The following is a 26,681-nucleotide window of genomic DNA, read 5'->3' on the forward strand; positions in this document are numbered from 1 at the left end:
TCAGTATACCACACGGAAAACGTGAAAACTGTTGTGAGACTCGCGAGCAGTTGGCAGTGATTAGCCTCGCAACGCCCACACAACGAGGACGACGGCGAGCAGCCCCGTTCCGACGGTAACCGCCGCGTGTGCCGGCGTCGTGATCGTGAGTTCTCGCATCGCCCACCGGTAACAGGCCACGGTCGCGACGGCGACGACCGCCCCGGTTAACACCGCGCCGCCGATGTGGACGAGTTCAGCCCGCAGCGTCGCCGCCCCACTGCCCAGTTCCGTTCGAACGCCGTCGGCGTACTCGCCGATGTCCCACAGCACGAACGCCCCCGTTGCCGTGAGGATCGCGGGCTCGACCTGTCCGGCGATCGCGAGCCCGACCGCAAGGACACCCACCGCACCGGCCGCGAGCGCAGCTCCGATCGCTTGCGGGGGCAGGATCCGGAACGTGCGTACCACAGTAACAAACCATAACATCGATCCGAGAACGGTCAGCGTCACCACGAGCACGGCCGCCGCCAACGCAAACGCCGGGAACGCCCCGATCAACTCGACCACCGACGGCGGAACCGCTCCCTCGAGTGCTCCCTCGAGGTCTGTCTCGAGTGCCCTCCCGGACAGTGCCTGTGCAACGACGAGCGTGACAGCGGCCCCGCCGACAACCGGAGCGAGCAGGCGGGCACAGACGCGAGCGACGTTCCGACCGAGGAGCCGACGGCCCCACTCGAGGCCCAGGAGTGCGAGCGCGACGGCAGTGAGGACAACCAACACGAATCGCAGCCCCGACGCCGTCACCAGCGTTGCGAGCCCCGTACCGACGGGTGCGGGGAGCCCCGTCTGCAGTTCCGCGGGCGTCACCGGTCTCGTCTCGAACCGCGCGCTTACCGACGACGCGGCAACTGCCACGATCACCAGGACGAGCGCAACACGGCTCACGCGCGAGCAGACCCACCGAAGCCGCGCGATGCCGGCTGCGAGCGAGCCACGACGATCGGGCGGGACGATCCGCTCGAACGGAAGATATCGAAGCGCCCGACTCGAGATGAGCGCCGCGAGCAGCACTAGGCCGGCAAAGGAGACGACCGCCCACGAGTCGTTTGCGGCGATGACGGCGTCGCCAGCAACCCCCAGTACGTCGACCACGGCAGCGCTGGTGCGGTCGCGAACGGCCGACTCGGGGGCTACCCGGAGAGCGACGACGCCGACCACGCCGAGTGCAGCGAGCGTCGTCCCCGTTGCACCGCGGCGGACGCCACCGTTTCCGAGTCGATTCCAGGGGGCAACGCCCGCCGCAAACGCGGCGATGACGAGCGCCCAGACGGTGAGGGCAGACACGACGCCGATGCCCGAGGACGTAAGCACGAGCGCACCAGCCAGCAATGCGGGAGAGGAGAACAGTACCGAAACGGGGACCACGAGCACGCCGCCGAGCCCACGAACGAGCGGACGTGTGCTCCCAAGCAACATCGTCACCATCGCCGCGCCGAGTCCGGCACCCATCGCGAGGGCGGCCAGTTCGAACCCGACGAGCCGCGAGCCGATCCCGATCCCAATCGCGAGCGTGCACGCGATCATCACCACATCGCTTGCGGTCGGGCGAGCGAGTGCCCGCCAGAGCCCCCGCCTGCCCGCCGTCAGCGCGTATTTTCCCGTCTCGAGGGCGACCGACCGACGCGAGCGAGCGCTCGTCCCCTCCTGGCCACGGTCAGTTCCAGTCCCGGTAATCGAGTCGGGCGTCACGCCGCACCACCCCCAGTACCGGCCCGAAACGCCCGCGCGAGTGCGATCGAGATCCGATCGTCGAGATTCCAGTCGACGACGGTCACCCCGAGACCGCGGAGAGCAGCCGTTCGGTTTGCCCGCTCGAGGCCGGCGATCCGGGCACCCATCGAAGGTGACGCCGTTGCGAGACCAGCGGCCACGTCGGGTGTAATAACTGTCACTGAACGGCCATGGCTCCGCAGCGTCTCGACGAGATCGACCGCCTCGTCGTCGAGCAGTGGCGTACAGAACGCGACCTGTGCCCGGCGTGGCAGCCGCCGCTCGAGGTCGGTCGCGAGTGCATCCCCATCAGTGGACGCGTTCGCTGTTGGTTGCTCACCGCCGTCAGCAACGGCGCGGGGATCGTCGACAGCCGATTCAGAAGCAGGAGACCGGGTGTCCTCGAGGACAGCGTCGATCCGTCGGCGGACGTCGCTTCCGGCACCCGGCTCGATCCACGCTTCCCCTGACAGTGTCGCTAATCCGGTTCGGTTGCCGTTCTCGAGCGAGGCGACGACGCCACGCGAGGCGGCGTACAGGGTAAGATCGAACGAGTCGGGACCGCCACCGGGAGTCTCGCGGTGGTGAGTCAGGCGATCGTCGATAACGAAGACGATCGTCACGGCCCGTTCCTCGCGGTACTCGACGGTCGCGAGGTCACCAGTCCGGGCGAATCGGTGCCAGTCGATCCGGTTGATCGGGTCGCCACGGCGATAGTCACGGGTCGAAAAGAACTCGATGCCGCTACCGCCGTCGTCGGTCGGCGTCTGTCCGACGAACTGGATCGTTCGGTCCTGAAACGGGAACCCATCGAGCAGCGTCTCGCAGGCGAACGTCGTGTCGCCGTCCGGTTCGCGTTCGTCGGTCGTGACAGCCGTCGCCGGAAGCGAACGTAGCCGCAGCGTCGCCGGGCCGAACTCGTGCTCGCCTCGCGGTGGGGTGAGTTCGTACTCGTGTGTGACCGTCTCACCCGGCGAAACAGCCGTTGCGAACGCGGGGGAGCCATGCGTTACTGCCACGTCCGCCGGCGGGTCGTCGGCGATACGAACATCCGGCAGGACTCGCGTCCCCTCGTTCGTCACCGACAGCGTCACCGTCACCGACTCGCCGGGCCGAAGACGGGTTTCCCCGAGCGTTCGCTCGAGTCGAACCGGACCGCCGGTGTCAGCATCGGTCTCAGTCCCGGTCTCGGCCGTGTCGGCACTGTCGGTATTGGTATCCGAACCTAGTATGGGTGTCGAACTCGCCTGCCCGACGAGGACGAACCCCAGCGCAACGATTGCGAGGAAAAACAGCGACGGAACGCCGAGCACGATCGCGAGCAAACTCGCTGTCAGCGCACCGATGAGCGCGGCCTGCCAGCGTGCCTGTCGGCTCGTTTCGGTCACGACGACACCCCCTCGATCTCGGCATTTCGTGGTGTCGTCTCCGTCGGTGTTCCCGAACCCGTCGTTGATTGCAATCGATCGATCTCCTCGATTGTCCGCTCGAGGCTCCGTTCGAACGGCTCGCCGGTACTTACGAGGTCGATCAGCCAGAGCCACAGCGGAATCCGCGGCCCGTCCGCGGTCGCGAGGAAGGCAGCAGCACGCGGATCGTCAGTCCACGTCCCGGCTTCGATTGCCGCCATCGCGTCGTCGGCACGTCCGGTGTGAGTTCCGTAGGCAGTCGCCGCGATTCGACGAAGCGACTCGAGGAGGGCCATCCGTGCCTCCTCGCGACTGGCACGCGGTTCATCGTCGTACGCCGTCGCCACAGTGACCAGTTCCTCGGCCGTCGCGCCGACAACGGGCTGTCGGTCGGACCGGGGAGAGCCATCATCGAATCGCGGCTCGGTCTCGGTCAGAGCGTCTGGGGCGACGAGTGCAGTCGTCGACGACGAGCGACGCCGTCCAGCGATCCCGAGCGTTGGCGCGAACAGCACGAACACCACGGCGAGTCCGAGAACGACGAGCTCGGGATCGACGGCCGCAAGCAGCGCCTCGAGTTCAGGCACCGGCTCGAGGAGGAGTTCCGGCCGAACGGCGACGACTGCACCGACCGCAACCAGGATCGTCGCGAGGAGCGTTCCCAGCACGAGTCCCGTCGTCGACGGCGTTCTACTCATCGGTATCGGCCCCACGGTCGTCGGCTCCGTCTTCGTCTGGGGTCGCCTCGAGTGCCGAACGAAGCTGGTTATGTGCAGTCGTCGTCCGCTCGAGGTGGGCTTCAGGGTCACGATCCCCATACTCCACATCACGGAATGTGTGGGTAATCGTCTCGACCGGGTCGTCGGGCGCACCGGCATCACGGGCACTGCGGGCGACGTCCGTTGGTGTCGCCGTGGCGACGCGTCCACGGGGCATCCGTGAGGCATCGATCACACTCTCGAACGCCTGTCTGATCCGCTGACGTGCGCTGGCATATTCCTCCTCGTCGGGTGCCGAATCGTCGACCCCGCCGCCAAACAGCGACGAACCGGTGTTTCGAACCCGTTTTCCTGCCGTGTGGAACACATGTACGAGCGTCGCCATCACGAGCCCCGGCAACTCGGCGACCGACCGCAGCCTGCCCAGCGCCCGGATCGCCCGCTCGAGCGCCTGCGAGCAGGCAACGACAGCCGAAAGCGCGACCGAAACGAGCCGTCCGGGAATCGAGAGCAACGTGGCGATCGGGTTCGATCGCGTGGCGAAGACGTAGGCAATGAGCAGGAGGCCACCCACAATGAGCCCACCCAGTACCACACCATCGGAAAGTCCGGGGATTGCATCCTCGAGACTCGAGTCATCGCCACCGTTATCTGCATCCGCGGTGCTCTCGTCCGCCAGTTCATCATCAGTGCCTCCGTCGTCACCGCCGTCTGCATCCGCTGTGCTCTCATCCGCCGGCTCATCATCAGTGCCTCCGTCGTCACCGCGTTCATTGTCCAGGCTACTCTCGTCGGTACTCCCCTCCTCAGCGTCACCGAAACCGGCCTCGTCCACGCTGCCGTCATTGCCGGCGCTCGAGTCGCCATCGAGTGCGGAGAGTAATGCAGCCAGTCCGTACAGCGCGCCTTCGACGACCGGATTCTCGCTGTCGACGGTGCGTTCTACGAGCGCTCCACCCGGTATATCGCTGTCGAGGCTGTTCTGTCCCCCGATTTCAGCCCCTTCCGCTGCGTGCTCGTCTTGTGCAACTGCAGTATCCATTCCTTCAGCCGTCCGTTCGCCAGAATCGCCGTCGAGGAAGTCACTTGCCGGCGATTCCGACGCCACCATCGGCATCGCACTCGCGGCGAGAACGAGCCCACAGACCGCACAGAGAACGGCAGTCGTCACGAACAGTCGTCTCATCTTCGATCCAGCAGCCATCGATCAGGCTACAGTTGATGTAACTGATACTTACGTCTTGTTGCCAAAAACGCGCTGAAAATGTCGAGCGTGCTCCAGTGAACTGTCCACTCGTCGGAACGCACTCGAGGATTACGAGCCCCAGAAGTTATCGCGGCTTCCGAGCCGTTCGCGACGGGTTTTCTCGTCGGATTCGTCGGCGTCGGTGTCCGAACCCTCTTCGTCTGCAGAATCTGTCTCGTCGGAGTCTGCCTCGTCGTCTGGATCCATCGGCAGCAACTCGAGTTCTTTCGCGCGTGCGTGATTGCTGTGCACGCGAGTGATTTCGACGCGAGCACGCGCTTCCGGCAAGACACCATCAACCATCACAATAAAGCCGTCCTCGGTCCGACCGACACCGGCCCCGCTTTCGTGCATGTCGACGACATCGATGATCACTTCTTCGCCGGATTTGACCGGCTGTGTTTTGAGATCCTCGATCGGCTGGCTGTAGTGTTTACACCACTCCTTGCCACCCCGGTCACCGTAATGTTGACACCCCATTCCAGAGATCCGTTCTGAAAAGCTCGGACAGTCGTCGGCAAGTGGACAGTCTGCCATACGGCGTACTACCAGCGGCGCCGTTAAACCGTTTCCGTCTTCTGAATCGAAACCGCCGCAACCGAAAACGCCCGTAACACCATCTGTTTCACGGTAGAATGCGTAATGCAAAAGGAAGTAATACGCAACAATTAGTAAATGAACGGAACCCATCTGACGGGGCGTTTCGAAAAGGTTTACGGTACGGACGTTGCAGTGATAGATGATGAAAATCCTCGTTACGGTCAAAGAAGTCGCGACCGTCGAAGACGAGTTCGAGATCGAGGGGACTGAGATCGCAGACCAGTATCTCGGTGCCGATCTCAACGAGTGGGACGACTACGCCATCGAAGAGGCAGTTCAGCTCCAGGAAGCTGGAATCGCAGACGAAGTCGTCACGGTCACGATCGGTCCAGAAGACTGCGAGCAGACCATCCGTCAGGCGCTCGCAAAAGGTGCCGACCGCGCCATCCGTGTCTGGGACGACGCACTCGAGGGCGTCGACCTGCTCGACGTGAACGCGAAGACGGAGATTCTGAGCGCCGTCGTCGAGGCAGAGGACCCCGACCTCGTACTGACGGGCGTGCAGGCCGGCGACGACAGCTTCGGTGCGACCGGCGTTTCGCTGGCCGAAGAGATCGACGCCCAGTGGGGAGCCGTTGTCAACCACCTCGAGCACGACCTCGAGGACGGTATCGCCGCTGTGCGGCGTGAACTTGAGGGTGGTGTCGAGGAACTCACCGAGATCGATCTGCCTGCGGTCCTGACGATCCAGACGGGGATCAACGAGCCCCGCTATGCGAGCCTGCGTGGTATTCGACAGGCCCAGCGAAAGGAACTCGACGTGCAGGGTCTCGCCGACATCGGCGTCGACGAGAGCGCAGTCGAATCCGAACTCGAGCTGACGGACATGTACGAACCTGAGAGCGAAAGTGACGTGACGGTCTGGGAAGGCAGCGCCGACGAGGCCGCCGCGGAACTGGGTGAACTGCTTCGCGAGAAGGGGGTGGCACAATGACGGACGTTCTTGCAGTTACCGACCACCGCCGTGGCGAACTGCGCGATGTCAGCTACGAGATCATCACCGCGGGCCGAGAGCTCGCCGACGAGACCGGTGGCGACCTCCATCTGGCCGTCATTAGCGGGACTGTCGACGAGTTTGCAGACGGCCTCAACCGCGAAGGCGTCGACGCCATCCACACCGTCGACCACGGCGAGGAGTTCAACCACGACATCTACACCCAGACGATCACGCAGCTCTACGACGAGCTCGCCCCACAGTACGTCGTCACGCCAAACAGCGTCAACGGCCTCGATTACGCGCCTGCTGTCGCCAACGAGCTCGATCTCCCGATCGTCACCGACGCGGTCGGTCTCGAGACCGACGGCGAGACGCTGATCGCCACCCGCGAGATGTACGGTGGCAAAGTCGAGACGACGAACGAACTCGAGGGCGACGCGGTTGTCACGATCCGAAGCGCCGAGTGGCCGAAAGCCGAAGGCACCGGCGACGCCTCGATCGAGGCCTTCGACGCCGACATCGACGAGGATGCGATCGGCTCGACTGTCACCGGCTTCGAGGAAGTCGGCGGCGGCGACGTCGACATTAGCGAGGCGGACGTGCTCGTCTCCGTCGGCCGCGGGATCGAAGAGGAGGACAACATCCCACTCATCGAGGAGCTCGCCGAGGCGCTCGACGCGACGGTTTCCTCGTCGCGCCCGATCGTCGACAACGGCTGGCTGCCGAAGAACCGGCAGGTCGGCCAGTCCGGGAAAGTCGTCACCCCTGACGTCTACATCGCCATCGGTATCTCCGGTGCGGTTCAGCACGTTGCTGGGATGAAAGGCTCCGATACGATCGTCGCGATCAACACGGACCCCAACGCACCGATCATGGACATCGCCGACTACGCGATCCACGACGACCTCTTCGATGTCGTGCCGGCGCTGACCGAGCAGTTCCAGTAACTGGACGCTCCCAGCTTTTCTTGATCGAGGCAGGTCTACGAGTGATTACCGAGCGATTCGAACGGGGAGATACGACCCGCGAGTCCCACGGGTCAAACTGAACGGAGCGAACCATTCGATCGGGTTACACACGAGCGCCGCCGGCGGGCGCGTTGTACTAACGCCAATCGACGTTCACACAGACGTGACAAACACGACCGCGAGAAGAAAATCTGGATTGTGATCCGTCACCTACTTTTTACCCCCGTCCTAAGCGCTGGCAATGGAACGTCTGGAGCGTCGTCGGGCGCTGATCGAAGCGCGTCTCGTCGAGGTGGTCGATGGCCTCGAGCCGGACACGCTCAGGGAGGAAGTTCGCCACACAGCGCTGTCGGGAGGCAAGCGCGTCCGACCGATGGTGACGCTGTTAGCTTGTGAAACCGTCGGTGGGTCCGCCGAGGAGGCGGTCGATTTCGGTGTCGGCATCGAACTCGTCCACAGCGCCTCGCTGGTCATCGACGACATCATTGACCGCTCGGAACTGCGCCGAGGGACGACCAGCGCATGGGCCGAGTTCGGCTACGGCCCAGCGATCGTCTCGAGTGATGGCCTACTTGGAGAGGCGTTTGCCCTCTTTTCTGCCGACCCTGACGCAATGCAGGTCGTCGCCGAAGCGATGGTCGAACTCGGAGTCGGCGAGGCGACAGAGCTGTCAGCAAAGCCGGAGAGCGAAGCGGAGTATATGACACTGGCCCGCCGGAAGACCGGCGCACTCTTTCGGGCCGCTGCCGAACTCGGAGCGATCGCTGCCGGGTCGGACCCAGTGACCGTCGAGGCCCTCGGCGAGTACGCCGAGCGGGTCGGGATCGCCTTCCAGATCAGAGACGACGTTCTGGATGCGGTCGCCGACCCCGACGAATTGGGCAAACCGACCGGCCACGACGCTGCCTTGGAGCGACCATCGGTCGTCCAGGTGACCGATCTCTCCGCCGACGAAGCCAACGACCGCGCTCGAGCCGAGTCCGATCGAGCAATCGAGGCCTTAGATCGTGTCGAGGTCGCAGATCAGGCAGCGAGAGATTACCTGGTCGAACTCGCGGAGTTCGTGGTTAAGCGCGAGCGATAACTCAGAGGGATTGTCGTCGGCGTTCTCCAACGACAGACCGCTGACGGCCGGGCCTCGGAAGGTCCGGTTGGCTACGAGACGCCCTATCAGACGCGGCCCAGTTGCCGCGTCTCGCTGTCTGTCTCCTGATCGTCGGTGCCCACATCGGACAGTCTGGATTCGGCAACGGCAAAGGTGAGCGTACTCACGATCCCCAGAAGCGTACCAGCCGTCAGCGCTGCTGCTAGATAGCTGATCCCGACCTCATCGAGGAAGAAAGCACTCACCGCATAGAGGACGACGGCGATCGAGAGGACATAAAAAGGCGCGTTGAGATACCGCCACTCGAGCGTGCCGGCGATATACTCGTCGGTGATCTGGCCGAGACTGGTCGTCACACCCGCCGCAGCGAGCCACTGGATCGAGCCGTAGACGACTGCAGCGAGCATGACTGGGACACTGACTTCGCCAGGAGTCGTGTGCTGTACGTCCTCGAGGGTGTTCATCCCACTGACACCGCCAAGGACGAGTAACGTCGCGGCGACGACGTAAGCGAGTAGCGTCGTCCGGCCGGCGTACAACGACCGACGGGCGCGCTCGACAGCGTCGTCGAGCCGGTCCCCAAGCCCCAGCCCGCGGGAGATGAGATACAGACCGAGCAGTGCTGAGGTCGTTCCGAGCACGAAACCCGGCATCTCGAGGACGGTCCCGATCAACGCAAGCGGGTAGATGAGCAGCAGGATACCGAGCGGGATCAACACGGTCCCGCGCGTTTCGGGATCGTTCAACACCTGTTTAATCGTATAATACATCGATTCGAGGTTTTGGGCCTGCCGGACAACGACGCGACGGACGCCATCGATCGGGACTCGAGAGCGAATAATCGGGATGACGGATTCGTCCTGCGCGCCGTCGGTGACGACGAGCGCGGTCACGTCCTCGGCAGTCGAGAGACTTGCGAGGACAGTATCGACCTCGTCCCCGACTTCGCGGTTGGCGCTGACGTCGCCGTCGTCGTTGCCGGTGACGACAGCAACCTCGACGCTCTCGTCGCGCGCATCGAGGTCGTCGTAGATGTGCAGTCCCTGGAAAATCACGTTGACATCGGAGTCCTCCGGGTCCGCGGTCGCGAGCGCGACGGCTGCCGCTTCCGCCGACTCGCGGCCGATAACTGGCGTCGAAAAGCCGGTTTTACGGCCAAGATCGTCGTCCAGATCAACACAGAGGACCAACAGCATTGGATCACACGTTCGAGCGCAGGGTATTTCCATCTTCTGGGGACGACAGAATGCGACACCGACACACGAGGCCGACAGGCCCGGCACGGTCGTTTCGCACGGCTTTTGTGAGTTGGCCCAGTACGTAACGTTGAATGATCTCGAAGGGCTGTGAGCAGTGCGCGGAAGGTGGCAAGATGGTGCTGTTCGTCTACGGTTACTGCGACCAGCGTGACTGCTTTTACTGCCCGCTCGGTGAGAACCGCAAAAACGTTACCGACGTCTACGCTAACGAGCGACAGGTCGAACGCGACGAAGACGTCCTCGAGGAAGCCCACCGGATGGATGCACTGGGGACCTCGATCACCGGCGGCGAACCCCAGGAAGCCCTCGAGCGCACCTGTCACTACCTCGAGTTGCTCAAAGACGAGTTCGGCGAGGACCACCACACCCACCTCTACACCGGCATCACGGGCGGCCGCGAGAACATGCGCCGCCTCTCGGAGGCCGGCCTCGATGAGATTCGGTTCCACCCGCCACTCGAGCAGTGGGGCGACCTTCATGGAACCGAGTGGGAAGACATCCTGTATATCGCCCGTGAGGAGGGACTGACGCCCGCGTTCGAGATTCCCGGTATCCGCGCCGAAACGGAGTTCCTCGAGTTCCTCGATGAGGGGGCAGCCGAGTTCTGTAACGTCAACGAGTTCGAGATGAGCGACGGGAACTATCGCCGAATGCAGAAGGAAGGGTACGAACTCAAAGAAGACCACATGAGCGCCGTCGACAACGACCGCGACGGCATCCTCGACGTGATGGGTGACCACGAGCGGGTCTACTTCTGTACCTCTGTCTTCAAAGACGCCGCCCAGCACCGCCGTCGGCTGAAACGGATGGCTCGCAACGTCCGCCGGGAGTTCGACGACGTCACCGACGACGGCACGCTCGTCTATGGCAAGACGTACGCCGACCCCGAGCGATTCGAGGCGCTTGGCGTCCCAGAGGAGTTCTACACCGTCAAAACGAACCACGTCGAAGTCGCCTGGTGGCTCTTAGAGGAGATGATCGAAGCGGGCGACCTCGAGGACGGCGAAATCGTCGAGCAGTATCCAAGCTACGATGGGCAGGTCGTCGAGCGAACGCCGTTGGCCTGACATTCTCCCTGCCCTCACGGACGAAGCGGTTTTCTCGATTCCCCGGCTGCTCAGCGATCGACTGGTTTTCGGCTCCAGATTGTCCGCCGAGGCCGAAGCGAGCCCCGCTCGTGCCGGGCAGTGTGCCCGGGAGAGAGCAGGCACTCGAGCCAACGGCTCGTGAGCGGCTACGAGAGCGGCGGGCTCTGGTGGCTCCGCTCTCTTTCAGTCGTCTCTGCTGAAGTCCTCGTTCAGTGTGAACTGACTCGGAGTCACGCCTCGAGGTACTCGCCCTGTGCAACCTGTAGATCAGTTCCACCGAGAACGACGCCCGCCGAGTGGCCGATCAGTTGATCTCGGTTGGGTCGACGTCGGGAAGCGTAATGAGGTTCTCGCGGCCGATCCGGAGCTTCTCGATCTCATCGTCTTCGTCCATCTGTGAGAGCAGTTGTGAGACCTTGGCGTTCGACCAGCCGGTCTCCGAGACGATCGAGCCCTGTTTCATCCGGCCACTGTTTTGTTTGAGCAGTCGGAGGACACGTTCCTCATCGCTCAAGAGCTCTGGATCGACCCCGTCGTCGAACTCCTCTTCGAACTCGAGTTGTGTGCCAGCCCCACCAGGTGGAGCACTGTCAACTGGGCCCGTTGCGGTCTCGAAGGAACCCCCGTCGGTATCCGTCGTCCCTGACTCGGGATGGGACTGGTCGTCTCCCGTACGTGGGCGGAGTCGACGGACGATGCCGAGGGCCATGACACGCTCGCGGAGCCGATCGGCCGGTGGTGGGAGCTCGACCTGTGGCCGCCGCGCAAGAAGATAGCTCCCGATGCCGACGGCGAACATGAGCCCAACGACGCCAGCGATCAACCACTCTGACATCGCAGGTGGCGGCGCGACACCACCGCCAGCGCCAGCGCTGCGGACGAAGACGATCTGGAGTTCATCATCGCTGAACTCGTGGGGCCCAGTCCACTCGAGGGAGGTCGGCGTCTCGAGGGCGAAGTTCGACGGCGATTCGACGACGAGACGCTGGGTATCAGTCAGCGAAAACCACACACCACTCTCGGTCTCGAAAGCGTCACCGAAATAGATCCGATCCTCATCAATGGTTGCGAAGTTCGTCCAAGTAAACGAGTAGGTGATCACGCCCACACGGACTGACGAGTCCTCGTCGGTTTCGGGGAGTTGCTGCTCACTGAGACCCGCGTCCTCGGGTGAGACGATCTGTGGCTCGTCCCAGCCTGCGTTCTCGAGGCTCATCTCGCGGTCGGTCGCCTGTTGAGCGTCCTGGCGGAACGGTTCGAACTGCTGGACATCGTACACAGCATCTCGTTGACCGCTCGTCACCTCGTCAGCGTACTCGGTAAACGCCTCCTCATCGTCGTCGTCAGTGAGGAGGAAGCGACTCTCGATGGTCCACTGTGCGTCACCGGTGTCACCGACAGAGATCCGAATAACCTGGTCTGGGTCGGTGTCATCGAGCGCAGGCTGGGTCGCTGTGAGAGTTGGTGCGGTTGCGGAGGTCTGTGAGAGTGTCGTTGAAGCGGAATCTATCAGTGGCCGATCATCGACTGGCGCCGTCTGGGTCTGTTCGGGTCCGGAGGCGGCTACAGCCGGTGTGGCGGCCACCGCCCCAAACAGGGATGTCGCGAGGAGGGCTGTGAGGGCGAGTGCAATGGCGGTGGATACCCGCATACGTACCAACAGGGTGGTCCCCCGGGGGAAAAAACACTTTCCATCGAAAAATAAAGTCTTACCATCGGCTGTGAACAGTCTCCGCAGCGAGAACGAGGTTTCGAATCGAGACGAAGCGGCCGTAAGACACTGCTGAATTTGAATAAAGGGTTATTATTACAGCACGTCCGAGTGCGACCCGCTTTTGTATCAAGAGTTCATACAGTGGCTCGATGAACAGCGCGACTTCCGCCCTCCTCGCGTTGCTTCTCGTCTTCTCGCTCGTCGCGATCCCGGTCGCAGCGGGTCCCGGAGATGGGATGCAAGCCCAGTTGCAGGCTGAACAACAGGAGCAGACGACCGACGACGACGCAGCCGAGGCGACGACCAATCGCCTCTCTCTCGAGGGAGAGATCAGAAGCGAGACTGTGCGGTACGGCGCCGACCTTGGGGTGGTACTCCAAAGTACGGACGACGAGTTGCGGACTGATTATACCACGTATACGATCCTTGATCGCGAGTTCAACGATGCGGGTGAGGATGAACAAGAGGCGATGGTCGACGACGTGTACGACCGGATCATCGATCGAGCAGCCGAACTCGAAGAGCGAGAAGAGGCTGCCGTGGAAGCCCACGCCGCGGGCCAGCTGTCGACGACGGAACTCCTCCAGATCGTGCTTCGAAACCACAACGAGGCAGCAGTCCTCTCGGATGCACTCGATCATATCGACGATCGAACGGACCGAATTGACGACTACTCGCTGTCGATCCAAGACCAGCAAGACGCACTCGAGATGCACCGAACCCCGGTTCGAGCACAGCTCGAGTCGGCAGCTAACGGTATCGAGGACGGAACAGTCATCACCGTCGAAACGTCAGAGGAAGGGTACGCACTCTCGCTGATCAATAGTAACTACATCCGTGAGGCAACCATATTCGACAACCGCGAGGCGGCCTGGGGAAGCGACTTCGATGATATCTCCGACGCCTACGAGTACGCCGGCGAACTCTACCCGTGGGTGTTCGAAAACAGACAGTCAGCAGGGGCAAGAGAGCACACTGACGTAAATCTCTATCATATCGAAGCCTCACACGACCAGGGCCAGCTCGAGGCGTATCTCGACGGTGGAACGGGTGAGGTGTACCGAGAAGTACAGGAGCTGAGTCACACCTCGCTGCCGACGGAGACTGAAACGATCTGGTCCAGCGGCGACTACCGACTCTCGCTCAACGAGACGCCAGCGAGCGGACCGGCCAAACTGACGGTGACCGACGCCACAACCAACGAGTCCAAGACAGCGACAGTTGCAGTCGATGGATTCGAGATCGGAACGACTGACGGTGAGGGAACCATCTGGTTCGTTCCACCGGCCGAATCGTACGAGCTGACAGTCACGGCTGAAGACGAGCGTATCGAACTCACCGTCGGCAACTAATCCTCGAGGACGCAACGCGGCACGCGTGTTTCGAGCGAATGTTTATATTAGAACGGGCGACCAGAGCGGTGCGTGAGCGGAGGTCCGAGCACAGAGACACCAGCTGTTTACTCGAGGTCACACCGCGGGATCAGTCCAGTCGTCGGGCTCGTCGTTCTGCTTGCGCTCACCGTCGCTCTGGCGGCTGTCGTCGCCGTCGGCGTCGGCGCAATCTCACTCGAGTCAAGTGGCCCGACTGCAGCGTTCGACCTCGCTGTCGATGGCGACCCCTCGAGGATCACGATCGAACACGTCGGCGGCGACCCGATCAACGTCTCGGAGCTGTCTGTAACGATCACGGTCGATGAGCAGGAACTGATCGAACAGCCGCCCGTCCCGTTCGTCGGTGCAAGCGGATTCGATGGAACGCCAACTGGCCCGTTCAACTCGGCAACCGATCCTGAATGGCGGGCTGGCGAGCGTGGGAGTCTCGTGGTTGCCGACACGAACAAGCCGACGATCGAGACCGGAGACGCGGTCACCGTCACGCTCGCCGTGGACGACACTCGTATCGCAGTGCTCGAAGCGACGGCAACATAACAGCTGGAAAAAACGCAGCGATGCAGGTATGCCGCTGTTACTCGGGTGCGCGCCCGATCGTGGTGATCGCAACCTCGGGGTCGTAGGACGGACCCTGGAACATGTGTTTGACGTCCTCGAAGCCGGCTTCTTTGAACATTCGGTCGGCTTCGTACTCATCGTAGAAGAGCATGATCGAGTCGGCGAGTTTCTGTGCAATGACGTTGTCGGGGTAGTTCGGACCGACGACGAGCACCTGCCCACCGGGTTTCAGTACGCGACGGAACTCCCGGAGCGCGAGAATTGGGTTCGGCCAGTACTCGATCGAGCCGGAGGACCAGACGACGTCGAACGTGTCCGTCGCAAACGGCAGCCGTTCGGCGTCGCCACGGTGGAAGTGGACGGGAGGTGCGCGCTTTCCGAACTTTGCGTAGGCTTTCTCGAGTTGGTGTTCGCTCTGGTCGAGCGCGTAGATCTCGTCGACGTGCTCGAGTAAGCCTTCAGTCGCAAAGCCGGTGCCACAGCCGACGTCGAGAACGGTCATGTCGTTCTCGAGATCGAGCAGTTCGAGAGCCTCCGTTCGCATCTCCTCGTTCCAGATGAAGGGGTTGATCTGGTCGTAGACCTTCGAGAGGTACTTATAGAACAGTCGAGCCCGGGCCTTGTTCTCGAGGATTCCCATTATGCAGTCGTTTCGACCGGACCGGGATATGTCTGCTGTTCCGGGCGATGGAAACCGCAATCGATCGATTCGGAATGTCCAGACTCGCCCCGAAAATACTGAACGACTTTCGCAACTACCATATACGCGCTCTGGTAAACATCTGTTTGCTTAGAGTATGCCGAGGCCAGAGGTTCTCGAACGAATAAAGTCGGCGGAAGAGGAAGCCGACGAGATCGTCGCATTGGCACAAAACGACCGCGACGAGCGAATAGCCGAGGCCCGGAAACGTGCCGAGGAGATTCGCACGGAAGCGGAACAAGAAGCGCGGGATCTCAAAGAGCGCCGTCTCGAGGAGGCGCGAGAGGAGATCGATGCAGAAAGCGAACGCGTCCTCGAGGACGGTGAACAGGAACGCCAGGCGCTTGCCGAGCGTGCCCAAAACCGTGTCGACGAAGTGACCGACCACGTCGTCGAACTGTTCCAGGAGGACGTTCATGCTCAGACCTGAACGGATGAGCAAGGTCTCGGTGACCGGATCCAAGGGCGTCATGCCCACGGTCATCGAGACGGTACACGGACTGAACCTGGTCCATCTCTCGGACTACGACGGCTCCTGGGAGGGCTTTGACAACGGTAACCCGATCGAGGGTGCCGACGCCGCCTCCGAGAAGCTGGTGACCGTCCGAGCACTCGAGAGTACCCTGGAGCTGTCGGCCGACGAGGCCGATCCGGGGACGCTCGGAGACGACTGGGAAGACCGAATCGAGGAGATTCGAACCCGAGTCAACGAACTCGACGACCAGCGTGCGGAGGTCCGCGAGGAGCTTCGACAGGTCGACGAGAAGATCACCCGTGTCGCTCCCTTCGCGGAGCTTGGGATCGACCTCGACCTGCTGTCGGGGTATGACTCGGTCGCTGTCGTCGTCGGCGAAGGTCCACAAGACCAGATCGAAGCGGCCGTCGACGCATCCGAGGACATCCGAGCGTTCGAGCTGTTTACCGGTGGCGACGTCGTGGCTATCGTGGCCGCGCCCACCGATGACGCCGGCTCGGACCCGCTCGGCGATGCGCTCGTTGGGATCGAGTTCACCCGGCATCCGGTGCCGGAGACTGAACAGACTCCAAGTGCGTACGTCGAGAAACTCGAGGAACGCAAACGCGAACTCGAGTACGAAATCGAAGATATCGACGCGGAACTCGAGGAGATCAAGCAGGCGGAAGCCAGCTTCCTCCTTCGCGTCGAAGAGAAGCTGACCATCGAGGTACAGCGTGCAGAGGCACCGCTGCAGTTCGCGACGACGGATCGCGCGTTCATCGCTGAGGGATGGATCCCCAGCGATGAGTACGAGCGACTCGCCTCGACACTCGAGAACGCAGTCGGAGAGAGTGTCGAAATCGAAGAACTCGAGCGCGCGAGCTACGACCGACACGGTGGCTCACACCACGAGACGGTTGCAGACGACGAGCAGCCAACAGCGGAAACCGAAGACGACGGCAAACAGCAGAAAGCCGTCACCGACGGTGGCTCGACCGTCACGATGGACGATCAGCCACCGACGATCCAGAAGAACCCGTCGGCTGCCAAACCGTTCGAAACGCTCGTGCAGGCGGTTAACCGGCCGAAGTACAACGAACTCGATCCGACGATCTTCATGTTCCTGACGTTCCCGCTGTTCTTCGGGTTCATGATCAGTGACATCGGCTACGGGCTGTTGTACGTGCTGATCGGGTTCTACATGTACCAGAGCTTCGATAGCCCCGGGATCACGAGTCTCGGTGGTATCGCGATGTGGTGTGGTGGGTTCACCATCCTCTTTGGGTTCTTGCTCGGAGAGGTGTTCGGAACGCACGAACTCGGTTACATCGTCTTCGGAGACGGTGGGCCACCGTTGGGAGATAAAGGACTCTCACCAGCCACGCTTGACTTCGCGTTAGGATGGCTTATCGTGAGCCTCCTGCTCGGTGTCATCCACCTGAACATCGGCTACATCCTGGATTTCGTCGAGAACATCCAGCACGGCCACGGCCTCTGGGGAGCGCTTACCCACAGTGGCTCGTGGATGCTGATGCTCAACGGGATCTGGATCTGGGTGTTCACACCACAGGCAGCGGACGTCAAACCCGACTTCCTGTTTACCACCTTCGACGGCGCAGCCTTCGATTTCGGTTTCGATGGCTTCCCGATGATGACGCTCGTCGAACTGCCGATTGCAGGCGGGTTCGAGCTGACCCTGCCGTTCCTGTTGGTCATTATCGGACTCGTCCTGCTCGCACTCGGTGACCCCGTCGAACTCGCCGAGTTCGCGATCCCGTTCGCGCACGTCGTCTCTTACACCCGAATGGCAGCAGTCCTGCTCGCAAAGGGTGGGATGGCGTTCGTCGTCAACCTGCTCGTGTTCGGTGGGATCCAGACGGCGGAGGGCGACCGGCCCTTCCTGGCACCCTGGACCGGATACAGCCCGGCAGATGGAGAGGTAATGTTCGAAGGACTCTTCCACATGGGTGATGGCGTTACCGCGATCGGCGCGTTCATCGTCGGCATCCTCGTCCTGGTACTCGGCCACATTGTGGTCCTGCTACTTGGTATCACAAGTGCCGGATTGCAGGGTATCAGGCTCGAGTACGTGGAGTTCTTTGGGAAGTTTTATGAAGGCGGTGGAAAGAACTACGAACCGTTCGGAACCGATCGAAATCACAGTGAGGACTAACTAACATGGCAATTGAAAACGCACCAGAACTGGCGGAACTCGCACTGCAAGCAGAAGAAATGAGCGGCCCAACCCTCGAGAACGAGGGTGCTGCGGCACTCGCAGTCGGTCTCGCTGCACTCGCAGCAGGATACGCAGAACGTGGTATCGGCGCAGCCGCAGTCGGCGCAATCGCCGAGGACGACGACATGTTCGTCCCAGGTCTGATCATGACCGTCCTTCCTGAGACGCTCGTGATCCTGGCACTGGTCGTCGTCTTCGTCGTCTAAAACCGCACCCCTTCTCTTACCAATGAGTTTGGACACAGTCGTAGAAGACATTCGAGAAGAGGCCCACGCGCGTGCGGAGGACATCCGTGCCGAGGGCGAAGCGCGCGCCGAAGAGATCGAATCGGCCGCCGAGGAGGACGCCGAGGAGATCGTCGACGACGCAGCGCAAGATGTCGAGCGCGAGATCGAGCAGCTGCGTGAACAGCGACTCTCCAGCGCCAAACTGGAGGCGAAACAGAAGCGTCTGGAGGCCCGCCGTGACGTCCTCGGCGACGTCCACGACCAGGTCGAAGACGAGCTCGCTTCCCTCGAGGGAGACAGCCGCAAAGAGCTGACGCAGACCCTGCTCGATGCTGCAAGCGACGAGTTCGACGCTGACGACGACGTCAGTGTCTACGGTCGCGCCAGCGACGAGGAACTCCTCGAGGAGATCCTCGAGTCGTACGATGGCTACTCGTTTGCCGGCGAGTACGACTGTCTCGGTGGCGTCGTCGTCGAGAGCGAGCAGTCCCGAGTCCGAGTGAACAACACGTTCGACTCGGTCTTAGAGGACGTCTGGGAAGATAACCTCCGGACAATCAGCAACCAACTCTTCGAGCAATGAGTGTAGGTGCCTCAAATCCGGAATACGTGAACGCTCGCGTTCGGTCACGCCGAGCCTCGCTGTTCGCGGACGAAGATTATCGGAAGCTGATCCGGATGGGGCCGAGCGGGATCGCACGGTTCATGGAAGAGTCGGAGTACGAACGCGAGATCAACGAACTCGGCGCGCGCTTTTCGGGAGTCGACCTGATCGAGTACGCGCTGAACCGGAATCTCGCGAAACACTTCCATGATCTGCTTGATTGGTCGAACGGACGACTGTACGACCTCATCTCGCGCTACCTGCGAAAGTTCGACGTCTGGAACCTGAAAACGATTATTCGCGGGATCTACACCGAAACCGATCCCGAGGAGATCCGGACGGACCTGATCATGGCCGGCGAACTCGAGGAAGGAACGATCGATCGCGTGCTCGAGGTCGACACGATCGAGGACGCAATCGAAGTCCTCAACCGGACGATCTACTACGAGCCCCTCTCCGACGCCTACGAGGAGTTCGAAGAGACCGGTGCGCTCGTCCCGCTCGAGAACGCACTGGACCGAGAGTTCTACGAGCACTTGCTCGACGACCTCTCCCGCGGTCCGGTAGCCGAGCCCCAGGAGGGACCGGAGGCGAAGTACGTTGAGTTCCTGCAGGCCGAAATTGACTTCCGGAACGCCCGGAACGCCCTGCGACTCGCTCGCAGCGGTGCCGACCTCGACCCCGCGTCCTACTACATCGAGGGCGGCGTCCTGTTCGGCGAGTCGGAACTGAACCGTCTCGTCAACGACTACGACGCGCTCGTCGATCACATCGGCGAGAACAAACGCTACGGCAAGCGACTCTCCGGAGCGATGGATCGGCTGCGCGATGCTGACAGCCTTATCCAGTTCGAGCACGCACTAGACGCTGCATTGCTCGAGTACGCGGATACGCTCTCGAGCATCTACCCGGCCTCCGTCTCGGCCGTGCTGTCGTACATCCTCGCGAAAGAACGTGAGGTCGAAAACATCCGTGCGATCGCGCGCGGTCGAGAAGTCGGCCTCGACGAGAGCGAGATCGAAGAAGAGCTGGTGATCCTATGAGCCAGGAAATCGCAGTCGTTGGCAGTCCGGAGTTTACGACCGGCTTCCGTCTTGCGGGCGTCCGCCGGTTCGAGAACGTCCCGGACGACGACAAAGGAGCGGAGCTCGACGATGCCGTCACTGACGTCCTCGATGACGAGGGAGTCGGGATCGTCGTCATGCACGACGACGACCTCGAGTATCTGTCGCGAAACGTGCGCCAGACCGTCGAAACGAGCGTCGAACCGGTCGTCGTCACCATCGGAAGCGGAACCGGTGGCGGCGGACTGCGCGAGCAGATCAAGCGTGCGATCGGTATCGACCTAATGGAAGAAGACAGCGAGTAACACTATGAGCCAGGCAGAAGACATCGAAACCGTCGACGAAGACGGTGTAATCGAAAGCGTGAGCGGTCCAGTCGTGACCGCTGCGGACCTCGACGCCCGGATGAACGACGTCGTCTACGTCGGCGACGAAGGGCTGATGGGAGAGGTCATCGAGATCGAAGGGAACCTGACCACAATTCAGGTCTACGAAGAAACCTCCGGCGTTGGGCCGGGCGAACCCGTCGAGAACACGGGCGAGCCCCTGAGCGTCGACCTCGGACCGGGTGTTCTGGACGCCATCTACGACGGTGTCCAGCGTCCACTCGACGTCCTCGAGGAGAAGATGGGAACGGCCTTTTTGGACCGTGGGGTCGACGCCCCCGGTATCGACTTCGAGACGGAGTGGGAGTTTACGCCAACCGTCGACGAAGGCGACACGATCGAATCCGGAGACATCGTCGGCGAAGTCCCCGAGACCGAAAGCATCACCCACAAGGTGATGGTGCCACCGGATTACGAGGGTGGCGACGTCACGTCGGTCAAGAGCGGCCAGTTCACGGTCGACGAAGTCGTCGTCGAACTCGACTCCGGCGAGGAGATCACGATGCACCAGGAGTGGCCCGTTCGACAGGCCCGCCCTGCTGACACGAAGGAAACGCCGACGGTACCGCTGGTCAGTGGCCAGCGCATTCTCGACGGTCTCTTCCCGATCGCCAAAGGTGGGACGGCCGCGATTCCCGGCCCGTTCGGTTCCGGGAAGACGGTTACCCAGCACCAGCTCGCCAAGTGGGCCGACGCGGACATCGTTGTCTACGTCGGCTGTGGTGAGCGTGGCAACGAGATGACTGAGGTCATCGAGGACTTCCCTGAGCTGGAAGACCCGAAGACCGGCAAGCCGCTCATGTCTCGGACGTGTCTCATTGCAAACACGTCCAACATGCCCGTCGCAGCCCGTGAGTCCTGTATCTACACGGGAATCACCATCGCGGAGTACTTCCGTGACATGGGCTACGACGTCGCACTGATGGCCGACTCCACCTCCCGGTGGGCAGAGGCCATGCGTGAGATTTCGAGCCGACTCGAGGAGATGCCCGGCGAAGAAGGGTATCCAGCGTATCTGGCCGCCTCGCTCTCGGAGTTCTATGAGCGTGCCGGCAAGTTCCAGAACATCAACGGGACCGAAGGCTCGGTGACGGCGATTGGCGCTGTCTCGCCACCTGGTGGCGACTTCTCCGAGCCAGTGACTCAGAACACCCTGCGTATCGTCAAGACGTTCTGGGCACTGGACGCCGACCTCGCAGAGCGTCGGCACTTCCCATCGATTAACTGGAACGAGTCGTACTCGCTGTATCGACAGCAGCTCGACCCGTGGTTCCGAGAGAACGTCGAAGAAGACTGGCCGGAGGTCCGTCAGTGGGCCGTCGACGTGCTGGACGAGGAGGACGAACTCCAAGAGATCGTCCAGCTCGTCGGGAAAGACGCGCTGCCGGAAGACCAGCAGCTCACGCTGGAAGTCGCACGCTACCTGCGTGAGGCATGGCTCCAGCAGAACGCGTTCCACGACGTCGACACCTACTGTGAACCGAAAAAGACCTACCGGATGCTTCTCGCGATCAAGACGTTCAACGACGAAGCCTTCGATGCACTCGAGGCAGGCGTCCCAGTCGAGGAGATTCAGGATGTCGATGCCACGCCACGCCTGAACCGGATGAACACGTCCGATGAGTGGAACGAGTTCATTGACGAACTCGAATCGGATCTCGAAGAACAGATTCGGAGTCTGTACTAACCATGAAAGAATACCAGACAATCACTGAGATCAGCGGCCCGCTGGTGTTCGCCGAAGTCGACGAACCAGTCGGCTACGACGAAATCGTCGAGATCGAAACCGACGACGGACGAACACTCCGCGGACAGGTGCTGGAATCGAGCGAGGGACTCGTCTCGATCCAGGTGTTCGAAGGGACGGGCGGTATCGACCGCAACGCGTCCGTTCGATTCCTCGGCGAGACGATGAAGATGCCCGTCACCGAGGACCTGCTCGGTCGGGTGCTTGACGGGTCCGGACAGCCGATCGACGGCGGTCCGGAGATCGTCCCCGAATCCCGTGAAGACATCGTTGGCGAAGCAATCAACCCCTTCTCCCGGGAGTACCCCGAAGAGTTCATCCAGACCGGTGTCTCCGGTATCGACGGGATGAACACCCTGGTCCGTGGCCAGAAGCTGCCGATCTTCTCTGGCTCTGGACTCCCCCACAACGACCTCGCACTCCAGATCGCCCGGCAGGCAACCGTGCCGGAAGAAGAGGAAGGCGACGACGAAGATGGCTCGGAGTTCGCAGTCATCTTCGGTGCGATGGGAATCACGCAAGAAGAGGCAAACGAGTTCATGGACGACTTCGAGCGCACGGGTGCACTCGAGCGATCGGTCGTCTTCATGAACCTCGCGGACGACCCCGCAGTCGAGCGGACGGTCACGCCGCGACTCGCGCTCACCACGGCCGAGTACCTCGCATTCGAGAAGGACTACCACGTGCTCGTCATCCTCACCGACATCACGAACTACTGTGAGGCGCTTCGTGAGATCGGTGCCGCACGTGAGGAGGTTCCGGGCCGACGTGGCTATCCCGGATACATGTACACTGACCTGGCACAGCTCTACGAGCGTGCCGGTCGAATCGAGGGGAAGGAAGGATCGGTCACCCAGATTCCGATTCTGACGATGCCCGGCGACGACGACACCCACCCGATTCCGGACCTGACCGGTTACATTACCGAGGGTCAGATCGTGATGGATCGGGACCTCAACAGTCAGGGTATCGAGCCGCCGATCAACGTCCTGCCAAGCCTCTCGCGGCTGATGGACGACGGGATCGGTGAGGGTCTCACTCGCGGTGACCATGCTGACGTCTCCGACCAGATGTACGCCGCCTACGCAGAGGGTGAAGACCTTCGCGACCTCGTGAACATTGTCGGTCGCGAGGCGCTGTCCGAACTGGACAACAAGTATCTCGACTTCGCAGACCGCTTCGAGACGGAGTTCGTCGAGCAGGGGTACGACACCAACCGCTCGATCGACGACACGATCGAACTCGGCTGGGATCTGCTGTCGGACCTCCCGAAAGAGGCGCTCAACCGTATCGACGAGGACCTCATCGAAGAGCACTACCGCGAAGACACCGAGGAAGCCGAAGCGGTTCAGGCCGACTGACCACTCCCTCAATTTCCCGCGGAACCCGTTTTTTATCGATGGACACGGCACTGCCGAGACACGCGTATGTCCCGGGGCGGATTCGTGTTGGCCTGACAATATGACGACGGTGTAATATATCGAAACAATCGTATACCCGGTGGCAGAACATGGCACATATGCACAAGCCACTGCTCGTGCCGGAGTTCTTAGATCGAGCGCGAACGCATTACGGGGACAGTGAGGCGGTTGTCGCCACAACAGGGGAACGGTTCACGTACAACGAGCTCGGCGAGCGGGCCGATCGGTTCTCGGCAGCGCTTCAAGAGCGTGGGATCGAGAAAGGAGATCGCGTCGCAGTGTTGGACCCGAACACGCACTACCATCTCGAGGCCGCATACGGCTCGATGCAGATCGGCGCGGTCCACACGCCGCTGAACTATCGGCTGACCCCCGATGACTTCGCATACATCCTCGAGGACGCGGGCGTCGACGTGGTTTATGCCGACCATGCGTACGCAGAGAAGATCGAGCCGATCCGTGAGGAGGTGCCGACGGAGACGTTCATCACGAACGACGCCGACGCCGTCGATGGAGAGTGGGAGGCGTTCGACGCGGTCCTCGAGGATGCCGGAACGGAGTACGACCGTCCGGAGATGGACGAAGAGGAGATCATCACGATCAACTACACTTCGGGGACGACGGGTGATCCGAAAGGCGTCTGTCGGACCCACCGCGGGGAGACGATCCACGCCTATCTGACCACGACCCATCAGGGGATCAGCGACGACGACGTCTATCTGTGGACGCTGCCGATGTTCCACGTCAACGGCTGGGGTCATATCTACGCCATCACTGGCATGGGGGCCAAACACGTCTGTACCCGCGGGATCGATGCCGAGTGGATCTTCGAGACCGTCCGCGAGGAGAACGTCTCCTACATGTGTGCCGCGCCGACGGTGCTCAACATGCTGATCGACTACTACGGCGACAACGACATCGAGACGAGCGGTGCAAACGACGTTCGGATCGCAACTGCAGGAAGCGCGCCGCCGGAAGCCACGATCCGGACCATCGAAGACGAGTTCGGGTGGTATCTCAAACACGTCTACGGGGCGACCGAGACGGGGCCGCTGATCGCGACCTCCGACGCCGGTCGACACTTCGAAGCGGACAGCGACGACCGGTTCGCGGTCAAGAAACGCCAGGGGCTTGGGTTCCTCGGGACCGAGATTCGCGTCGTCGACGAGGACGGCGAGGACGTCTCCCAAGATGACAAATCGATCGGCGAGGTCGTCGTCAAGGGCAACCAGGTCATGGAAAAATACTGGAACAAGCCCGAAGAGACCGAGGAAGCCTTCTCCGACCGCATCGAGGGCTACTACCACACCGGCGACCTCGCGACGGTCGACGAACACGGCATGATCGCGATTCAGGACCGCAAAAAGGATATCATCATCTCCGGCGGCGAGAACATCTCGAGTATCGAACTCGAGGACACGCTGTTTGACCACCCCGAAGTCTCGGATGTGGCGGTTATCCCGTCCCCGAGCGAGAAGTGGGGCGAGACGCCGAAGGCGTTTGTCGTCCCGACGAGTGGCGACCCCGACGAGCCCGGTATCTCCGAAGACGATCTCGTTGCGTTCACCCGTGAAAACCTCGCGAGCTACAAGACCGTCGACCGAATCGAGTTCGTCGAGGAGCTGCCGACGACGGCGACAGGGAAGGTCCAGAAGTACGAACTTCGCGAGGAGGAGTGGGAAGACGAAGACCAGATGGTCGGGCAGGGATAACGCCGCGTCCAGCGCGCGGCTGAGCCGGTCGGCAGCGGCGACTCGGTGCATGGCAAGGGGGGAGCCGTCGAGGCGTGGCACCGGCTCACGACGCAAAAAACTGTAAACAGTTATCCGACTGGGGGCTCAATCCCCCCACAAGATGGCCAAGGACGTCAAGCCCACCCGCAAGAACCTGATGGAGATCGAGGATCGGATCGAACTCTCCGAGCGCGGGCATGGCACCTTAGAGAAGAAACGGGACGGGCTGATTATGGAGTTTATGGACATCCTGGACAAAGCCCAGGACGTCCGCGGTGACTTAGCCGACGACTACAACTCGGCCCAGAAGAAGATCAATATGGCTCGAGCCATGGAAGGCGACGTCGCCGTTCGCGGGGCCGCGGCTGCACTGCAGGAACACCCCGAGATCACCACCGAGTCGAAAAACATCATGGGCGTCGTCGTCCCACAGATCGAGTCCTCGCGGGTCTCGAAGAGCTTAGATCAGCGTGGCTACGGGATCATGGGCACATCCGCCCGTATCGACGAAGCCGCCGAAGCCTACGAAGACCTCTTGGAGAGCATCATCCTCGCCGCCGAAGTCGAGACGGCGATGAAGAAGATGCTCAAAGAGATCGAGACCACCAAGCGCCGTGTCAACGCACTCGAGTTCAAACTCCTGCCCGACCTCTACGAGAACCAGGAGTACATCGAGCAGAAACTCGAGGAACAGGAACGCGAGGAGACCTTCCGCCTGAAGAAGATCAAAGAGAAGAAAGAACAACAGGAGAAAGCAGAGCGGGAGGCTGAAGCAGAAGCCGCCGAGGCCGAGGAGGCCGACGAGTCGGAACTCGAACAGGCACCCGCTGGCGACGACTGAGCGCGTCTGAGACCGACGATGGCCTGTTCAGAGTGTGGAACGTCGACGATCGTCTTTTCGGTCCCCGAATCGTATCGACAGTATACGCCGGCGAACGCGACAGTCACAACGCTCTGTCCGCGCTGTCTCACCGTCGAGGCGGCCGCGTCGGTCGACCCCGCTGGCGAGCCGGATTTTACGCGCGTCAGCGATGCGTTTCCGACGGCGGCGAACGCAGCGGTCCCACTGGCGCTTGCACTGGGGCTGTGTTCCTCGCTTGCGACCAACCGGTCAGCGATCGAGACGCTACTCGAGGACGTCGAGCGGGCGGGAACGGACCCGCTGTTGGTTCTCGACCGGCTCAGTGCTGATCCCACGGTGGAGCCAGCGATCGACCTCGAGCGACGACGACACCAACTCGAGCAGCTGCTGTACTGAGTTCGCAATGGCGACTCGAGTGGCCACGTCGGGGGCTCCGGAGCCGCGACACTGAGTAGCGATAGTAACAACTGAAACTGGTTGTACCCGACCGCACAG

25 protein-coding genes are annotated in these 26,681 nt (G+C 61.9%); 17 read left to right on the forward strand and 8 right to left on the reverse strand.

The features are described 5' to 3' along the window. Positions 1-60: 60 nt before the first annotated feature. From DV706_RS04530 to DV706_RS04550, 5 genes are all read right to left on the reverse strand, one after another. Positions 61-1,731 (reverse strand): DUF7519 family protein, encoded by a 1,671-nt coding sequence (locus DV706_RS04530; RefSeq protein WP_006066316.1) that lies wholly within the window; start codon positions 1,729-1,731, stop codon positions 61-63. Continuing rightward, positions 1,728-3,140, reverse strand: coding sequence for a DUF58 domain-containing protein (locus DV706_RS04535; protein ID WP_006066315.1), 1,413 nt, complete (start codon positions 3,138-3,140; stop codon positions 1,728-1,730). The genes DV706_RS04530 and DV706_RS04535 overlap by 4 nt, the downstream gene beginning before the upstream one ends. Then, on the reverse strand, positions 3,137-3,859 hold the full coding sequence (locus DV706_RS04540; protein WP_006066314.1) for a DUF7269 family protein: 723 nt from the start codon (positions 3,857-3,859) through the stop codon (positions 3,137-3,139). Before DV706_RS04540 ends, DV706_RS04535 begins: the two co-directional genes overlap by 4 nt. Beyond that, positions 3,852-5,066: a DUF4129 domain-containing protein gene (locus DV706_RS04545; RefSeq protein ID WP_136350803.1), complete on the reverse strand. Its 1,215-nt coding sequence runs from the start codon at positions 5,064-5,066 to the stop codon at positions 3,852-3,854. The genes DV706_RS04540 and DV706_RS04545 overlap by 8 nt, the downstream gene beginning before the upstream one ends. A gap of 129 nt (positions 5,067-5,195) precedes the next feature. Further along, positions 5,196-5,663, reverse strand: coding sequence for a TRAM domain-containing protein (locus DV706_RS04550; RefSeq protein ID WP_006066312.1), 468 nt, complete (start codon positions 5,661-5,663; stop codon positions 5,196-5,198). Between the two features lie 205 nt (positions 5,664-5,868). Here DV706_RS04550 and DV706_RS04555 point away from each other — a divergent pair, with 205 nt between their 5' ends. From DV706_RS04555 to DV706_RS04565, 3 genes are all read left to right on the forward strand, one after another. Beyond that, positions 5,869-6,660 carry an electron transfer flavoprotein subunit beta/FixA family protein gene (locus DV706_RS04555; protein ID WP_006066311.1) on the forward strand — a complete coding sequence of 264 codons (792 nt, stop codon included), beginning with the start codon at positions 5,869-5,871 and terminating at the stop codon, positions 6,658-6,660. Then, positions 6,657-7,610, forward strand: a complete 954-nt coding sequence (locus DV706_RS04560) for an electron transfer flavoprotein subunit alpha/FixB family protein (protein ID WP_006066310.1) — start codon at positions 6,657-6,659, stop codon at positions 7,608-7,610. Before DV706_RS04555 ends, DV706_RS04560 begins: the two co-directional genes overlap by 4 nt. 262 nt (positions 7,611-7,872) lie before the next feature. Further along, positions 7,873-8,715, forward strand: coding sequence for a polyprenyl synthetase family protein (locus DV706_RS04565; RefSeq protein ID WP_006066309.1), 843 nt, complete (start codon positions 7,873-7,875; stop codon positions 8,713-8,715). 86 nt (positions 8,716-8,801) lie between these two features. Here DV706_RS04565 and DV706_RS04570 read toward each other — a convergent pair whose 3' ends face one another. Next, complete coding sequence (locus tag DV706_RS04570; protein ID WP_006066308.1) at positions 8,802-9,932, reverse strand: DUF373 family protein; 1,131 nt, start codon at positions 9,930-9,932, stop codon at positions 8,802-8,804. Between the two features lie 134 nt (positions 9,933-10,066). Between DV706_RS04570 and DV706_RS04575 the strand changes: the two genes are divergently transcribed. Further along, positions 10,067-11,062 (forward strand): radical SAM protein, encoded by a 996-nt coding sequence (locus DV706_RS04575; protein ID WP_006066307.1) that lies wholly within the window; start codon positions 10,067-10,069, stop codon positions 11,060-11,062. Between the two features lie 325 nt (positions 11,063-11,387). On the opposite strand, the gene DV706_RS04580 is transcribed toward DV706_RS04575, so the two are convergent. After that, entirely contained in the window at positions 11,388-12,734 is a 1,347-nt protein-coding gene (locus DV706_RS04580) for a helix-turn-helix transcriptional regulator (protein ID WP_006066306.1), read from the reverse strand. Between the two features lie 212 nt (positions 12,735-12,946). On the opposite strand from DV706_RS04580, the gene DV706_RS04585 reads away from it, so the two are divergent. Together DV706_RS04585 and DV706_RS04590 are read left to right on the forward strand one after the other, a co-directional pair. Then, positions 12,947-14,149 carry a DUF7096 domain-containing protein gene (locus DV706_RS04585; RefSeq protein ID WP_006066305.1) on the forward strand — a complete coding sequence of 401 codons (1,203 nt, stop codon included), beginning with the start codon at positions 12,947-12,949 and terminating at the stop codon, positions 14,147-14,149. Positions 14,150-14,221: 72 nt separating this feature from the next. Then, entirely contained in the window at positions 14,222-14,728 is a 507-nt protein-coding gene (locus DV706_RS04590) for a type IV pilin (RefSeq protein ID WP_006066304.1), read from the forward strand. A gap of 37 nt (positions 14,729-14,765) precedes the next feature. Here DV706_RS04590 and DV706_RS04595 read toward each other — a convergent pair whose 3' ends face one another. Continuing rightward, on the reverse strand, positions 14,766-15,389 hold the full coding sequence (locus DV706_RS04595; protein ID WP_006066303.1) for a methyltransferase domain-containing protein: 624 nt from the start codon (positions 15,387-15,389) through the stop codon (positions 14,766-14,768). Positions 15,390-15,546: 157 nt separating this feature from the next. Here DV706_RS04595 and ahaH point away from each other — a divergent pair, with 157 nt between their 5' ends. The 11 genes from ahaH (at position 15,547) to DV706_RS04650 (ending at position 26,582) form a co-directional block, all read left to right on the forward strand. Continuing rightward, positions 15,547-15,879, forward strand: coding sequence for an ATP synthase archaeal subunit H (gene ahaH / locus DV706_RS04600; RefSeq protein ID WP_006066302.1), 333 nt, complete (start codon positions 15,547-15,549; stop codon positions 15,877-15,879). Next, a complete protein-coding gene (locus tag DV706_RS04605; protein ID WP_006066301.1) occupies positions 15,866-18,079 on the forward strand; it encodes a V-type ATP synthase subunit I in 2,214 nt (737 codons plus the stop codon). Before ahaH ends, DV706_RS04605 begins: the two co-directional genes overlap by 14 nt. Positions 18,080-18,084: 5 nt before the next feature. Beyond that, complete coding sequence (locus DV706_RS04610) at positions 18,085-18,348, forward strand: hypothetical protein (RefSeq protein WP_006066300.1); 264 nt, start codon at positions 18,085-18,087, stop codon at positions 18,346-18,348. 22 nt (positions 18,349-18,370) lie between these two features. After that, positions 18,371-18,952: a V-type ATP synthase subunit E gene (locus DV706_RS04615; RefSeq protein WP_006066299.1), complete on the forward strand. Its 582-nt coding sequence runs from the start codon at positions 18,371-18,373 to the stop codon at positions 18,950-18,952. Then, entirely contained in the window at positions 18,949-20,016 is a 1,068-nt protein-coding gene (locus DV706_RS04620; RefSeq protein ID WP_006066298.1) for a V-type ATP synthase subunit C, read from the forward strand. The genes DV706_RS04615 and DV706_RS04620 overlap by 4 nt, the downstream gene beginning before the upstream one ends. Next, positions 20,013-20,342, forward strand: a complete 330-nt coding sequence (locus DV706_RS04625; RefSeq protein WP_006066297.1) for a V-type ATP synthase subunit F — start codon at positions 20,013-20,015, stop codon at positions 20,340-20,342. Before DV706_RS04620 ends, DV706_RS04625 begins: the two co-directional genes overlap by 4 nt. 4 nt (positions 20,343-20,346) lie before the next feature. Further along, a complete protein-coding gene (locus DV706_RS04630) occupies positions 20,347-22,110 on the forward strand; it encodes an ATP synthase subunit A (RefSeq protein ID WP_006066296.1) in 1,764 nt (587 codons plus the stop codon). A gap of 2 nt (positions 22,111-22,112) precedes the next feature. Further along, the gene (locus DV706_RS04635) at positions 22,113-23,531 is read left to right on the forward strand and encodes an ATP synthase subunit B (protein ID WP_006066295.1); all 1,419 of its coding nucleotides are present in this window, start codon (positions 22,113-22,115) and stop codon (positions 23,529-23,531) included. Positions 23,532-23,689: 158 nt separating this feature from the next. Continuing rightward, positions 23,690-25,303, forward strand: coding sequence for a long-chain-fatty-acid--CoA ligase (locus DV706_RS04640; RefSeq protein WP_006066294.1), 1,614 nt, complete (start codon positions 23,690-23,692; stop codon positions 25,301-25,303). A 142-nt stretch (positions 25,304-25,445) separates the two neighbouring features. Next, positions 25,446-26,165 (forward strand): V-type ATP synthase subunit D, encoded by a 720-nt coding sequence (locus DV706_RS04645; protein ID WP_049889804.1) that lies wholly within the window; start codon positions 25,446-25,448, stop codon positions 26,163-26,165. Positions 26,166-26,183: 18 nt separating this feature from the next. After that, positions 26,184-26,582 (forward strand): DUF6276 family protein, encoded by a 399-nt coding sequence (locus tag DV706_RS04650; RefSeq protein WP_006066292.1) that lies wholly within the window; start codon positions 26,184-26,186, stop codon positions 26,580-26,582. Positions 26,583-26,681: the final 99 nt, after the last annotated feature.

The sequence above is a fragment of the Natronorubrum bangense genome (assembly GCF_004799645.1).
Lineage (GTDB): Archaea > Halobacteriota > Halobacteria > Halobacteriales > Natrialbaceae > Natronorubrum > Natronorubrum bangense.